At 67.0% G+C, this 13,445-nt stretch carries 11 protein-coding genes; 8 read left to right on the top strand and 3 right to left on the bottom strand.

Translation table 11 applies throughout. The features are described 5' to 3' along the window. The 5 genes from B4U45_RS10570 to cpdA all read left to right on the top strand — a co-directional run bounded on the left by B4U45_RS10570 (position 1) and on the right by cpdA (position 5,701). Positions 1–1,287 (top strand): M18 family aminopeptidase, encoded by a 1,287-nt coding sequence (locus tag B4U45_RS10570; RefSeq protein ID WP_089025247.1) that lies wholly within the window; start codon positions 1–3, stop codon positions 1,285–1,287. A gap of 11 nt (positions 1,288–1,298) precedes the next feature. Further along, the gene (locus B4U45_RS10565) at positions 1,299–1,646 is read left to right on the top strand and encodes a VOC family protein (RefSeq protein WP_075547472.1); all 348 of its coding nucleotides are present in this window, start codon (positions 1,299–1,301) and stop codon (positions 1,644–1,646) included. Between the two features lie 124 nt (positions 1,647–1,770). Then, on the top strand, positions 1,771–4,047 hold the full coding sequence (purL, locus tag B4U45_RS10560) for a phosphoribosylformylglycinamidine synthase subunit PurL (protein ID WP_089025245.1): 2,277 nt from the start codon (positions 1,771–1,773) through the stop codon (positions 4,045–4,047). Then, entirely contained in the window at positions 4,035–4,694 is a 660-nt protein-coding gene (locus B4U45_RS10555; protein ID WP_089025246.1) for an Rv0804 family intramembrane glutamic endopeptidase, read from the top strand. Before purL ends, B4U45_RS10555 begins: the two co-directional genes overlap by 13 nt. A gap of 50 nt (positions 4,695–4,744) precedes the next feature. Beyond that, positions 4,745–5,701, top strand: coding sequence for a 3',5'-cyclic adenosine monophosphate phosphodiesterase CpdA (gene cpdA / locus B4U45_RS10550; protein WP_075547475.1), 957 nt, complete (start codon positions 4,745–4,747; stop codon positions 5,699–5,701). On the opposite strand, the gene B4U45_RS10545 is transcribed toward cpdA, so the two are convergent. From B4U45_RS10545 to B4U45_RS10535, 3 genes are all read right to left on the bottom strand, one after another. Then, positions 5,646–7,244, bottom strand: a complete 1,599-nt coding sequence (locus B4U45_RS10545) for a stealth family protein (protein WP_075547476.1) — start codon at positions 7,242–7,244, stop codon at positions 5,646–5,648. The two genes, cpdA and B4U45_RS10545, sit on opposite strands and share 56 nt — an antisense overlap. Before the next feature lie 210 nt (positions 7,245–7,454). After that, complete coding sequence (locus B4U45_RS10540) at positions 7,455–8,717, bottom strand: haloacid dehalogenase-like hydrolase (RefSeq protein WP_183155050.1); 1,263 nt, start codon at positions 8,715–8,717, stop codon at positions 7,455–7,457. 24 nt (positions 8,718–8,741) lie between these two features. Further along, a complete protein-coding gene (locus B4U45_RS10535; RefSeq protein WP_075547477.1) occupies positions 8,742–9,944 on the bottom strand; it encodes an MCE family protein in 1,203 nt (400 codons plus the stop codon). A gap of 19 nt (positions 9,945–9,963) precedes the next feature. On the opposite strand from B4U45_RS10535, the gene B4U45_RS10530 reads away from it, so the two are divergent. The 3 genes from B4U45_RS10530 to purM all read left to right on the top strand — a co-directional run bounded on the left by B4U45_RS10530 (position 9,964) and on the right by purM (position 13,227). Continuing rightward, positions 9,964–10,356: a sterol carrier family protein gene (locus B4U45_RS10530; protein WP_075547478.1), complete on the top strand. Its 393-nt coding sequence runs from the start codon at positions 9,964–9,966 to the stop codon at positions 10,354–10,356. Between the two features lie 142 nt (positions 10,357–10,498). Further along, positions 10,499–12,028 (top strand): amidophosphoribosyltransferase, encoded by a 1,530-nt coding sequence (gene purF / locus B4U45_RS10525; RefSeq protein WP_075547479.1) that lies wholly within the window; start codon positions 10,499–10,501, stop codon positions 12,026–12,028. 95 nt (positions 12,029–12,123) lie between these two features. Then, positions 12,124–13,227 (top strand): phosphoribosylformylglycinamidine cyclo-ligase, encoded by a 1,104-nt coding sequence (purM, locus tag B4U45_RS10520; protein WP_075547480.1) that lies wholly within the window; start codon positions 12,124–12,126, stop codon positions 13,225–13,227. Positions 13,228–13,445: the final 218 nt, after the last annotated feature.

The following is a 13,445-nucleotide window of genomic DNA, read 5'->3' as shown; positions in this document are numbered from 1 at the left end:
ATGGTGAGCATGTCCGGCGGGCCCCCACCCACAGCCAGCGCGCGAGGCCTCGGCGAGTTCATCGACGCCTCGCCGTCGCCGTTTCACGTCTGCGCCACCGCGGCCCGGCGGTTGCTGGACGCCGGATACACCGAACTCGGCGAAACCGACCGCTGGCCGCAGCAGCCGGGCCGCTACTTCACCGTCCGGGCCGGCTCGCTGGTCGCCTGGAGCAGCAATCACGCCTTGACACCGTTTCGGATCGTCGGCGCGCACACCGACAGTCCTAATTTGCGGGTCAAGCAGCACCCGGACCGGCTGGTCGCCGGCTGGCGGGTGGTGGCGCTGGAGCCGTACGGGGGAGCGTGGCTCAACTCCTGGTTGGACCGCGACCTCGGCATCAGCGGGCGGCTGTCGGTGCGAGACGGCTCCGGGGTGCGCCACCGGCTGGTCCGCATCGACGAGCCGATTCTTCGGGTTCCGCAGCTGGCCATCCATCTGGCCGAGGACCGCAAGTCGCTGACGCTGGATCCCCAACGGCATGTCAACGCGGTCTGGAGCGTTGGCGAGACGCCCGGTTCGTTCGTCGAGTACGTCGCTGACCGCGCCGGCGTGACCGCGTCCGACGTGCTGGCCGCAGACCTGATGACCCATGACCTGACCCCGACGGCGCTGATCGGGGCCGACAGTGGCCTGCTGAGCGCGCCGCGGCTGGACAACCAAGCCAGTTGCTATGCCGGGCTGGAAGCATTGCTTTCCGCGCAGCCGCGCGATGTGCTGCCGGTTTTGGTGATGTTCGACCATGAGGAGGTCGGCTCGTCCTCGGACCGCGGCGCGCAGTCCAACCTGCTGGGTTCCGTATTGGAACGGATCGTGCTGGCCGCCGGCGGCAACCGGGAGGACTTCCTGCGGCTGCTGCCGGCGTCGCTGCTGGCGTCCGCCGATATGGCCCATGCCACCCACCCCAATTACCCCGATCGGCACGAGCCGGGCCACCTCATCGAAGTCAACGCCGGGCCGGTGCTCAAGGTGCACCCGAATCTGCGATACGCCACCGACGGACGCACCGCTGCGGCGTTCGCCATGGCCTGCCGGCAGGCCGGTGTGCCGCTGCAGCGGTATGAGCATCGGGCCGACCTGCCGTGCGGGTCGACCATCGGGCCGCTGGCGTCGGCCCGGACCGGCATCCCCACCGTCGACGTGGGTGCTGCCCAGCTTGCGATGCATTCGGCACGGGAGCTGATGGGCGCCCACGACGTCGCCGCGTATGCAGCCGCGTTGCAAGCGTTTTTGTCACCCGGGGCATAGGGTCTTGGGGTATGGCGCTCAGCGTGGAGATGGTCACTTTCGACTGCGAAGACCCGGTGCGGCTGGCCGGCTGGTGGGCCGAGCACTTCGGCGGTAAGACACGCGAGTTGCTGCCGGGCGAATTCATCGTGGTGACCCGCTCCGACGGGCCGCGGCTGGGGTTTCAGAAGGTGCCCGATCCCACACCCGGGAAGAACCGGGTGCATCTGGATTTCACCGCCGAGGACGTGGATGCCGAAGTGGCGCGGTTGACCGCCGGCGGTGCCACCGAGGTGGAGCGGCACCAGTTTGGTGAGAACTTCCGCTGGGTGGTGCTGGCCGACCCGGAGGGCAACCTGTTCTGTGTGGCGGGACGGTGACTCGAGCGTCTCGCCGAGCGTGACGTGGCTGTGAGAATCTGGCGAAATACTCGCGCTGACGTCACGCTCGGCGACAACGATCGCCCGACCTAGACTGTCTGGCGTGACGAGCGCGCAGACCCACGTGAGTGACACCGTCGAACATGCCGCCACCACCCCCGACCAACCGCAACCCTTCCACGAGCTGGGCCTCAAAGACGACGAGTACCAGCGGATCCGTGACATCCTCGGTCGTCGGCCCACCGATACCGAGCTGGCCATGTACTCGGTGATGTGGAGCGAACACTGCTCGTACAAGTCCTCCAAGGTGCACCTGCGCTACTTTGGCGAGACCACCACCGACGAGATGCGCGCCGCGATGCTGGCCGGCATCGGTGAGAACGCCGGCGTGGTTGACATCGGCGACGGCTGGGCCGTCACGTTCAAAGTGGAATCACACAACCACCCGTCCTACGTCGAGCCCTACCAGGGCGCTGCCACCGGGGTCGGCGGCATCGTGCGCGACATCATGGCCATGGGAGCGCGTCCGGTCGCGGTGATGGACCAGTTGCGGTTCGGTGCGGTCGATGCCCCCGATACCCGCCGCGTCGTCGACGGCGTGGTCCGCGGTATCGGCGGCTACGGCAACTCGCTGGGCCTGCCGAACATCGGCGGCGAGACCGTCTTCGACCCGTGCTATGCCGGAAATCCGTTGGTGAACGCGTTATGCGTCGGCGTATTGCGTCAGGAGGACCTGCATCTCGCGTTCGCCTCGGGCACCGGCAACAAGATCATCCTGTTCGGCGCGCGCACCGGGCTCGACGGCATCGGCGGGGTGTCGGTGCTGGCGTCGGACACCTTTAGTGCTGATGGCGCCGACGGCGCCGCGCGGAAGAAGTTGCCCTCGGTTCAGGTCGGCGACCCGTTCACCGAGAAGGTGCTCATCGAGTGCTGCCTCGAGCTATACGCGGGCGGGCTGGTGATCGGCATCCAGGACCTCGGTGGAGCCGGGTTAGCTTGTGCCACTTCGGAATTAGCTTCTGCCGGCGACGGTGGTATGACGATCCGGCTCGATGCCGTCCCGCTGCGCGCCAAGGACATGACCTCCGCCGAGGTGCTCTGCAGCGAGTCGCAGGAACGCATGTGCGCGGTGGTCGCCCCGGAGAACGTGGACGCCTTCATGGCGGTGTGCCGCAAGTGGGAGGTGCTGGCCACCGTGATCGGCGAAGTCACCGACGGTGACCGGTTGCGGATCAGCTGGCGCGGCGAGACCGTCGTCGATGTCCCGCCCCGCACTGTGGCCCACGAGGGGCCGGTGTACCACCGCCCGGTCGCCCGCCCCGAGTCGCAGGAGGCCCTCAACGCCGACACCTCGGCCAAGCTGCCGCGCCCGGTCACCGGGGCCGAGCTGCGCGCGACTTTGCTTGCGCTGCTGGGCAGTCCGCACCTGTGCAGCCGGGCGTTCATCACCGAGCAGTACGACCGATACGTGCGCGGCAATACCGTGCTGGCCGAGCACGCCGACGGCGGCGTGCTGCGCATCGACGAGTCGACCGGTCGCGGCATCGCGGTCGCGACCGACGCGTCGGGGCGCTACACCATGCTGGACCCCTACGCCGGCGCCCAGCTCGCGCTGGCCGAGGCGTACCGCAACGTCGCCGTCACCGGCGCCACCCCGGTTGCGGTGACCGACTGCCTCAACTTCGGCTCGCCCGAAGATCCCGGCGTGATGTGGCAGTTCGCCCAGGCGGTCCGCGGACTGGCCGATGGCTGTGCGGCCCTGGGCATTCCGGTGACCGGCGGCAATGTCAGCTTCTACAACCAAACCGGGTCCACAGCGATCATGCCCACGCCGGTGGTCGGGGTGCTCGGCGTCTTGGACGATGTAAGTCGACGACTTCCCACCGCGCTCGGCCGTGAGCCCGGTGAAACGCTGATGCTGCTGGGCGACACCCGCGACGAGTTCGACGGATCCGTCTGGGCCCAGGTGACCGCCGACCACCTGGGCGGCCTGCCGCCCAGAGTCGACCTGGCCCGCGAGCGGCTGCTGGCCGAGGTGCTGCGCTCGGCCTCGCGCGACGACCTGGTGTCCGCGGCGCACGACCTGTCCGAAGGCGGGCTGGCCCAGGCCGTCGTCGAAGCAGCGCTGGCGGGTGAAACCGGTTGCCGGATCGTGCTTCCCGAAGGAACCGATCCTTTCGTGATGCTGTTCTCCGAGTCGGCGGGCCGGGCATTGGTCGCGGTGCCGCGCACTGAAGAGAGCCGGTTCCGGGCGATGTGCGAGGCGCGCGGCCTGCCCGCGGTTCGCATCGGCGTCGTCGATCAGGCCTCGGAGGTCATCGACTTCCACGGATTGTTCACGGTGTCGCTGGCCGAGCTGCGCCAGACTTCCGAGGCGGTGCTCCCGCGATTCTTCGGGTAAGTCGTTTTCGCGCAGCGTCTTTGGCCGCCGGCCTGGTCGGCTGGAGTTTTGTCGCCCCGCGGCTGCCCACTGCCTGGCGGGTACCGCTGCAGGCGGGTCTGGGGTGGCTGCTGGTGTGGCTGACCCGGGCGCCATTAGGTCTTCGTCCGCCGCGGTTGTGGGCGGGGTTGCGGCTGGGCTCGACGGCCGCGGCCGCGGCGACGACGGCGATCGCGGCGACGACACCGGTGCCCGCGGTGCGCTTGTCGATGTCCGAACGCGATTTGCCGTCGTCGGTGCCGGGTTGGCTGGTACTGCACATACCCATCGGCACGGTGTGGGCCGAGGAGGCCGCGTTTCGCGCGGCGCTGGCCACCGCCGGGACTCAGGCATTCGGCACGGCGGGTGGGCGGCTGCTGCAGGCCGGCGCCTTCGGACTTTCCCACATTGCCGACGCGCGCGCGACGGGCGCGCCGCTGGCGCCCACGGTGCTGGTCACCGGCCTGGCGGGGTGGGTGTTCGGATGGCTCGCCGAGCGTTGTGGCAGCCTGGCGGCGCCGATGCTGACGCACTTGGCGATCAATGAGGCCGGCGCGGTCGCGGCGCTGACCGTCCAGCGGCGCCGGCGGGCGAGCGCTGCGGGCACGCTGGCACGCCGTTATACTTGACGGGCTGTGCTTTTCCAGCGATCACCAGACCGAGAGGGTTGGCACCTCAGGTGCACAGACTTAGGGCCGCGGAGCATCCGCGGCCGGAATACATTCTTCTGCATATCAGCGACACGCATCTCGTCGGCGGGGATGGTCCGCTATACGGCGCTGTGGATGCCGACGGCCGGCTGGGTGAGCTGCTCGACCAGCTGACCCACTCCGGAATGAGCCCGGATGCCATCGTCTTTACCGGCGACCTGGCCGACACCGGCGAGGCGCAGGCGTATCGCAAGCTGCGAGCAGTGGTGGAACCGTTCGCGACCGAGCTTGGCGCCGAACTCATCTGGGTGATGGGCAACCATGACGACCGGGCAGCGCTGCGCAGCTTCCTGCTCGACGAGGCGCCGTCGATGGCGCCGCTGGACCGGGTGCACATGATCGACGGCTTGCGGATCATCACCCTGGACACCTCGGTACCCGGATGCCATCACGGCGAACTGCGACGTTCCCAATTGAGTTGGCTGGCCACGCAATTGGCGACTCCGGCGCCGCATGGCACCATCTTGGCGCTGCATCATCCGCCGATCCCCAGTGTCTTGGATTTGGCGGTCACGGTGGAACTCCGGGATCAGGCCGCCCTGGGCCGGGTGCTCGAGGGCAGCGACGTGCGGTCCATTCTGGCCGGGCACCTGCACTACTCGACGAACGCCACCTTCGTCGGGATCCCGGTGTCGGTAGCGTCGGCCACCTGCTACACCCAGGACCTCACCGTTGCCGCAGGCGCAACCCGCGGCAGGGACGGCGCGCAGGGATGCAACCTGGTGCACGTCTACCAAGACACCGTGGTGCATTCGGTGATCCCGCTCGGCAGCGGAAAAACCGTGGGCACCTTTGTCTCTCCCGCCCAGGCGAAACGTCAGATCGCCGAAAGCGGGATGTTCATCGAGCCGTCACGGCGCGATTCGCTGTTCAGCCAGCCTCCAATGGTGCTGACGCCAGCGGCGCGGCCGGGTCCGGCCCGCTGACGTCCGCGGCGACCTTCTCCCACGGCGCGGGGATCGGAAAGTACCGCTCCAAGAAACTGACCACCCGTTGTGCCCGCTCGGCCGGGTCGACTTCGGGGAAGCTGCCGTCGTTCAGGCAGAAGAAGTGGTACTGGCGGTGCTTCCGCAATTCCTCCAGCAGGTCCAGGCCCGCACGGGTGGTGGTGTCGACGTAGCGGACCTTGGCATTTTCCTGTTGGACGGCACGGCCGGTCATCAGCGCGTAGTAGTGGTACAGCGAGTTGGTTACCGAGATGTCGGTGGCCGACCGGAACGCGCTGGCCCGGGTGCACGCGAACTCCTCCGGGAACTCCCTTTCCATCTCGATGAGCACGCTTTTGCGCAGCGGGACCGCGGTGTGCTCGAGATGGCGCGTGATCAACTGCCCGAACCGCTCGAACAGCAGCCGCCGGTTGACTCGGGCCGCGTTCTCGTGACCGCTGCGGGCCGGATCGTTGGTGCCCAGCCCTATCCGGGTCGTGGCCTCGATGAACTTCGTCACGCCGCCGGGGGAGAAGAACATGCTGGCCTTGACCGGCCGTCCGAAAAACATGTCGTCGTTGGAATACAGGAAATGCTCGCTCAGCCCCGGAATGTGGTGCAGCTGGCTCTCCACCGCATGCGAATTGTAGGTAGGCAATGCGGCACGATCCGAGAAGTGGTCCTCGGCCCGAACGATCGTGATTTTCGGATGGTCGGCCAACCACCGCGGCGGGGCTGAATCGGTCGCAATGAAGATGCGACGGATCCACGGGGCAAACATGTTCACCGACCGCAGCGCGTATTTCAACTCGTCAATTTGCCTGATTCGCGCTTCGGCGTCGTCGCCTTCGCCCACCACGTACTGCGACATTTGCGCGGCGCGCCGCGCCCGGAAAACCGGGTCACTGCCGTCGACCCAGGAGAACACCAGATCAATGTCGAATGTCACGTCGCTGGCATGGGGCGTGAACATTCCCTCCAGCGTCGGCCACTTGTACCCGTACAACTTGACGGTCGCCGGGACCAGCTCATTGCGGGGCAACACTTTGCGGGTCAGTGAGTTCTCCACCGGACAACGGATCACCGTTTCGTCGAAAACCCAGAATTGAAGCTCAACTCCGAACGCCGGACCATACCGGAATCCGCCCGGCGCAATCCGTTGCCGATACAGCCTGAGGATCCGCGGGTCACCCATTGCGGAAAGCCGGCCATTGGCCAGCAACACCGCAGGAACGCCCTTCTGATCGATTGTCTTCGCGTACATCGGCTCGGTGATGCACGCCGCAGCGAGGGCATGCTCGACCGCGGGACGCCGTCGGATGTCGACGGCCAGGATCGGCCTGTTCTTGTGGTTGCGAACCAACAGAAACGGAATATTGGCCCGGTTCAATGCCTTTCGCACGAAAACCAGGTCCTCGAGCTGTGCCTCGTGCGGGGTAAGGCTGGATTCCAGGCGGGCGATTTTGCCGCGCCGGGTGACGATGATGGGAGCCAGGCTACGCTCGGCGGGCCGGCCGCCATCGCACGAAGGGATTCTGGGCATCGGAACACCGCCTTAGGTATGAGGTGATTACGGCACGGAGAGGATCTCACACTTTGTGCGCCGGTGCAGAGTGAGAGCGCTGCCCGCTATCGAAGCGCAGGAATGCGTTGTGAGCCAAGTCTACAACGCTTGGGCGACAGCCGATTTAGCACCGCCTGGCTACCCGCTGGCAATCTGCTTGGGTGCGGCTGCGTATCACCGAGTTCAGTTTCAGTGGACCCGGTCCTGCTGGTCGGGCAACACGGTGCCGTTGGCTTGGCGAAGCGGCGCCTGGCCGCCGCCGGGCTCGTCGAATCCCCGGGTTGCGCACGGGTAGGGCGGGCTCATCGGCAGGGGATCGATAAAGACCGGGTTGACCATCCATTTGCCGTCGGCATTGGCGTAGGCCCAGCACATCAACTCGATCTGGTTGCGATTCAGCACGAGGCGCAGCGCGGTCGCGTCCGTGACGAACGACACGTCTCCGTCCGAGTCGCCCGCGGCGAACACCTGCCGACGCTGCTCCGGAGACTGCTGGAACGCGGCTGCGCCCTGGACACCGAACAGTTGCTCGTTGATCCGGCACCGTTTGCCCTCGTTGAAGGGCATCGACGGTTCGCCGCCGCACCACCCAAGCCGGGGCGTCAGGATGTCACCGTCATGGTCGGTGCGCACGCCCATCACGTGGTCGGCCGGGATGCCGATGGCGGCCGCCCACACCCGGACCACCGGCTCGGCCGACGCGGAGATGATCCGCACGTCGAACCCGTTGGCCAGCAGCGTGCCGACGAGGTCACGCATCTGTGTGTGGTAGCGCACCCATCCGGTCTGTCGGGTACTGCCCACGGTCTGCTCAGATCCCTGGGTGGCGTCGAGGTTCTGCTTCCTGGCTTCGGTAGCGAAATCGGTGATCTCGGCCTCGGTCCAGCCGGCGAGCAGCTGGGCCGCCCAGGCGTCGGCGGGTTGTATGCGGCGGCGGTTGTAACCGGTGAACGCCGAAGCCCCCGAACGGGTTTCGTGCTTGGTATAAACGGCCACCAGCTCATCAGCGCAGCCCCTGTTGGAGCCGGTGGGCAGCGGTTGTCCGGGGTCCGCGAGGCCGCCGCAGGCGGCGGCCAACGCCGCTGCCGCTTCAGTGGTGAGGTATGCGCTGGTGGTGGACCAGTTGCCGGCGGCGGGTTGACGGATTTTGGAGTTGTTGATCATCCAATAGAACGTGGCGTTGCCGACGTCGTTTCGGACCATGGTGTTGTCCCAGTCGAACAACGCCAGGGGAGCGCCGGCGGTGCCCGATTCGGCCTTGCCGCAGCTGCCCAGCCGGTCGATCATCGCGTCGATGCGCTCGCGGTTGTCGCCATACCAACCCGGGTCGGCGGCCAAGGTGCGGCAGTTGTGCGCGACCGCGTCCGAATGTCGCCCGGCGTTGCTACAACCGGTGAGCGCTAGCACCGGTGCCAGCGCAGCGGCAAGCAGCCGCAACGGCCAGAGCCCCATCGATTTTCCCGCCTCCGGTCTCCGTCAGGGGTTTATCGTGTACTCGCCGAACTGACGTCCCCAGACATATTCGGTGAACATCGGCTGGCCGAGTTCGACATGGTTGTAGGGCGCCACGCTGGCGCCGACGTCCATCACCAGAAACGGGGCGGGCCACAGGTCATGAGTGATCGGTTGCCAGCACCCCGGTTTCCCGCCGGGTCCTCCCCGGGCGTTGACCCGCGGCAGGTTCTCCGGATAGATGTAGGGGCTGGGTGCGCCGGTAATGCTGCCGGAAGCGGCCCCCAGCGAGTAGCCGGTGAAGCCGAGCGCAGCGCGGATTTTGGGCCCGACTTCGTTGTAGTTGCGGATGGTACAGAAGATTTCGGGGCTGTACTCGTCGAGCAGTTGGCTAGGGATGACCAGATCGGCGGCCCCCCGGGCCAGGTAGGGTCCGCCGCGACCGAACACGTCAGAACCGTTGTTGCCCAACCCAACCGCCGCCAGCAATGCCGCATCAAGGCCGGCCTGCTCGTGGTTCATGGTTCGCGCGGTGGTGACTGCCTGGTCCAGTGCAGTCCACAGGTCCGGCGCCGCGTCGGCGTAGACGTCGCCCAGGGCCGCCAGGCCCTGTATGTCGGCCCGGACCATCGGCAGCCGCAGGTTCACGTCGTCGAGGATCGCGTTGCCGTTGACCAGTGCGGTGCCGAACTTGTCCCCGAGGCCGCTCAGGGCCTGAGCGGCCGCGCCCAGCGTCAGGTTGAGTTTGACCGGGTCGACCTTTTCGGCAATGGCCGTCAGCGTCTGGAACAGCGTGTTGAATTCCGTCGTCACCGCCGTCGCGTTGATCACCATGGACGGGGTGATGTGTTGTGGGTCAGCGATTTTCGGTGACATCAGCGACACGTACTTGTTGCCGAAGACCGTCGTCGCCTTGATTTCGCCGCCCACATTGGCCGGAATCGAGTCGATGTACTTCGGATCGACATCCAGTACCAGCTTGGCCGCCGGAACGCCGTCCCGCGTGACCTCCGAGATGCTGGCCACCCGCCCGATCTGCACACCGTTGTAGGTGACCTTGGCGCCCGGGTCGGTCACCAGACCCGCGCGCGGTGCCAGCATCGTCAACTTGGTCTTCGGGATGAAAGCTCCGCGAAACTGGGCGTAGAGCCCGGTGCCGACGAGCGCCAACACCATCAGCCCCAGCAGACCGATGATCTTGTACGGTGGCCGCGTTCGCGGATCCATGATTCTGAGACCCTAGAGCATGGCCACTCGCGGTAAAGCCGATCCGGCTAAGACTCGGCAGGCTGTGTTGGCCGTTGCGGACTGGCTGCGCGACGAGACGCGCCCGGCACCTGACCGGGATGCGCTGGCGACGGCGGTTCGGCTCACCGCGCGCACCTTGTCCGCATTGGCTCCCGGCGCCAGCGTCGAGGTCCGGATCCCGCCGTTCGCGGCGGTGCAATGTGTTTCGGGGCCTAGGCACACCCGCGGCACCCCGCCCAATGTCGTGGAAACGGCTCCGCGCACCTGGCTGCTGCTGGTCACCGGACTATTGACGATCGAGGACGCGGCGGCCAACGGAGGGCTGATCCTGTCAGGTCCGCGGGCGCGCGACATCGCGTCGTGGCTGCCGCTGGTGAATCTGTCGGCCTGAATATCGGCCTCATTCCGCCGCTGCGCCGGCATACCGGCAAGACTTGCGGGCCCCGGACACGCCACGTCGATTCGGCGACACGCGCGGATTACCCGTAGACTCCCTATACGTCACCATTCGCGCCCCAGGGAGTCGCCTAACCGTGACCGTCCAGCAGCCCGAGCAAGACCTGAACTCGCCCCGTGAAGAGTGTGGTGTATTCGGGGTTTGGGCACCCGGGGAAGACGTCGCCAAACTCACGTACTACGGCCTGTACGCGTTGCAGCATCGCGGCCAGGAGGCCGCGGGGATCGCGGTAGCCGATGGCTCGCAAGTGCTGGTCTTCAAGGACCTCGGCCTGGTCAGCCAGGTATTCGACGAGCAGACGTTGGCGGCCATGCAGGGCCACGTCGCCATCGGGCACTGCCGCTACTCCACTACGGGCGACACGACCTGGGAAAACGCCCAACCGGTGTTCCGTAATACCGCGGCCGGCACCGGGGTCGCCCTGGGACACAATGGGAACCTCGTCAATACCGCAGCCCTTGCCGCTCGCGCCCGCGAAGCGGGATTGATCGGTGGCCGCTGCTGCCCCGCTCCGGCGACAACCGACTCCGACATCCTGGGCGCGCTGCTGGCGCACGGTTCGGCCGATTCCACCCTGGAACAGGCTGCGCTCGAACTGCTGCCGACCGTGCGCGGCGCGTTCTGTCTGACGTTCATGGACGAGAACACGCTGTATGCCTGCCGAGACCCGCACGGTGTGCGGCCGCTGTCGCTCGGGCGGTTGGATCGCGGCTGGGTGGTGGCCTCGGAAACCGCTGCGCTCGACATCGTCGGCGCATCCTTCGTGCGCGACATCGAACCGGGCGAATTGCTGGCGATCGACGCCGACGGCGTGCGGTCCAGCCGCTTCGCCAACCCCACGCCGAAAGGCTGCATCTTCGAATACGTCTACCTGGCACGGCCCGACAGCACGCTGGCCGGCCGGTCGGTGCACGCCACCCGGCTGGAGATCGGTCGTCGGCTGGCCCGCGAATGCCCGGTGGACGCGGACCTGGTCATCGGGGTGCCGGAGTCGGGAACTCCCGCCGCCGTGGGATACGCCCAGGGGTCCGGCATCCCGTACGGGCAGGGGCTGATGAAGAACGCCTACGTCGGGCGCACCTTCATCCAGCCGTCGCAGACCATCCGCCAGCTCGGCATCCGGTTGAAGCTGAACCCGCTCAAAGAGGTGATCCGCGGCAAGCGGCTCATCGTCGTCGACGACTCGATCGTGCGGGGCAACACCCAGCGTGCGCTGGTGCGCATGCTGCGGGAGGCCGGCGCCGTGGAAGTCCACGTGCGCATCGCCTCACCGCCGGTGAAGTGGCCGTGCTTCTACGGAATTGACTTCCCCTCGCCGGCGGAGCTGATCGCCAACGCCGTCGAGGCCGAGGCCGAGATGCTCGAAGCGGTCCGGCATGCCATCAACGCCGACACGCTCGGATACATTTCACTGCGCGGGCTGATCGCCGCGACCGAGCAACCCGCCTCCCGGCTGTGCACCGCCTGTTTCGATGGCGTCTACCCCATCGAACTGCCCAGCGAGACCGCGCTGGGCAAAAACGTCATCGAGCAAATGCTCGCCAACGCGGCACGCGGAGCCGGACTTGGTGACTTTGCCGCCGATGAAGTTCCGATCGGTCGCTGACCAAGCAACCCCCTTACCGATTCCGATAGGCGGTCGGCCGAAGAGCGCCGGTCGCCGATACCGGTGGTGCGTGCCGCCCGGTAGCCTTTATCGCGATGACGGAACCGCCGCAAAGTCCAGAAAGCTCCCTCACAGGCCTGACCAACCAGGGCATCACCTACGCCTCGGCGGGGGTGGACATTGACGCCGGTGACCGCGCCGTCGAGATGTTCAAGCCACTGGCAACGAAGGCCACCAGACCCGAGGTGCGTGGCGGACTAGGCGGTTTCGCCGGATTGTTCGCGCTGCGCGGCGGCTACCGCGAACCGGTGCTGGCCGCCTCCACCGACGGTGTCGGCACCAAGCTGGCGGTTGCGCAGGCAATGGACAAACACGACACCGTTGGCCTCGACCTGGTCGCGATGGTGGTCGATGACCTGGTGGTTTGCGGAGCCGAGCCGCTGTTTCTACAGGACTACATCGCGGTCGGTCGCACGGTGCCGGAACGGGTGCGCGCGATCGTCAGCGGCATCGCGGAGGGCTGCGTGCGCGCTGGCTGCGCACTGCTGGGTGGCGAGACCGCGGAACATCCCGGGTTGATGGAACCCGATCACTACGACATCTCGGCCACCGGTGTCGGTGTGGTGGAGGCCGACGACGTGCTGGGTCCCGAGCGGGTGAAACCTGGCGACGTGATCATCGCGATGGGGTCGTCGGGTCTGCACTCCAACGGATACTCGCTGGCCCGCGCGGTCCTGCTGGAGATAGACCGGATGAACCTCGCCGGTTACGTGGAGGAGTTCGGTCGGACTCTGGGCGAAGAATTGCTGGAGCCCACCCTGATTTACGCCAAGGACTGCTTGGCGCTCGCCGCCGAAACGCATGTCCGCACGTTCTGCCATGTCACCGGCGGCGGGCTGGCCGGCAACCTGGAACGGGTCATTCCGCACGGTCTGGTCGCCGAAGTAGACCGAGGCACCTGGACACCCGCACCGGTGTTCGCCATGATCGCCCAGCGTGGCCGGGTAGTGCGGCAAGAGATGGAAAAGACGTTCAACATGGGCGTCGGGATGATCGCCGTCGTGGGTCCCGAAGACACCGACCGGGCGTTGGCCATACTGACGGCCCGGCATCTGAACTGCTGGGTTTTGGGAACCGTGCGCAAAGGCGGGAAAGATGGTCCACGTGCCACATTAGTTGGCCGGCATCCGAGGTTTTAGACACCGGCCCCATTCTGTTTGCGCTGATACCCGCCTCGCACTCGGCCGCGGACGGCAGGCGGAAAAAGATCCGCAGACTGTGCTTGGCGCGGGCGACCGGGCTAGCCGGAGGCCCCGTTTAGCCCGGCAGCGCCCGGGTCGCCGCTGTGTCCGGGTGCGCCCGCATTTCCGGCCGCAGCCGATCCTCCTGTTCCACTCGTACCACCTGTCCCGCCGGC

Source organism: Mycobacterium persicum (assembly GCF_002086915.1).
GTDB lineage: Bacteria > Actinomycetota > Actinomycetes > Mycobacteriales > Mycobacteriaceae > Mycobacterium > Mycobacterium persicum.
Note: the sequence above shows the minus strand (reverse complement) of the source record. Positions and strands in the feature narration are given on the sequence as shown.

Excerpts from the sequence above, each read along its gene's own strand:
- B4U45_RS10570 (WP_089025247.1), top strand. The coding sequence starts at position 1 with ATGGTGAGCATGTCCGGCGGGCCCCCACCCACAGCCAGCGCGCGAGGC.
- B4U45_RS10565 (WP_075547472.1), top strand. The coding sequence starts at position 1,299 with ATGGCGCTCAGCGTGGAGATGGTCACTTTCGACTGCGAAGACCCGGTG.
- B4U45_RS10545 (WP_075547476.1), bottom strand. The coding sequence starts at position 7,244 with ATGCCCAGAATCCCTTCGTGCGATGGCGGCCGGCCCGCCGAGCGTAGC.
- B4U45_RS10540 (WP_183155050.1), bottom strand. The coding sequence starts at position 8,717 with ATGGGGCTCTGGCCGTTGCGGCTGCTTGCCGCTGCGCTGGCACCGGTG.
- B4U45_RS10535 (WP_075547477.1), bottom strand. The coding sequence starts at position 9,944 with ATGGATCCGCGAACGCGGCCACCGTACAAGATCATCGGTCTGCTGGGG.
- B4U45_RS10530 (WP_075547478.1), top strand. The coding sequence starts at position 9,964 with ATGGCCACTCGCGGTAAAGCCGATCCGGCTAAGACTCGGCAGGCTGTG.
- purM (WP_075547480.1), top strand. The coding sequence starts at position 12,124 with ATGACGGAACCGCCGCAAAGTCCAGAAAGCTCCCTCACAGGCCTGACC.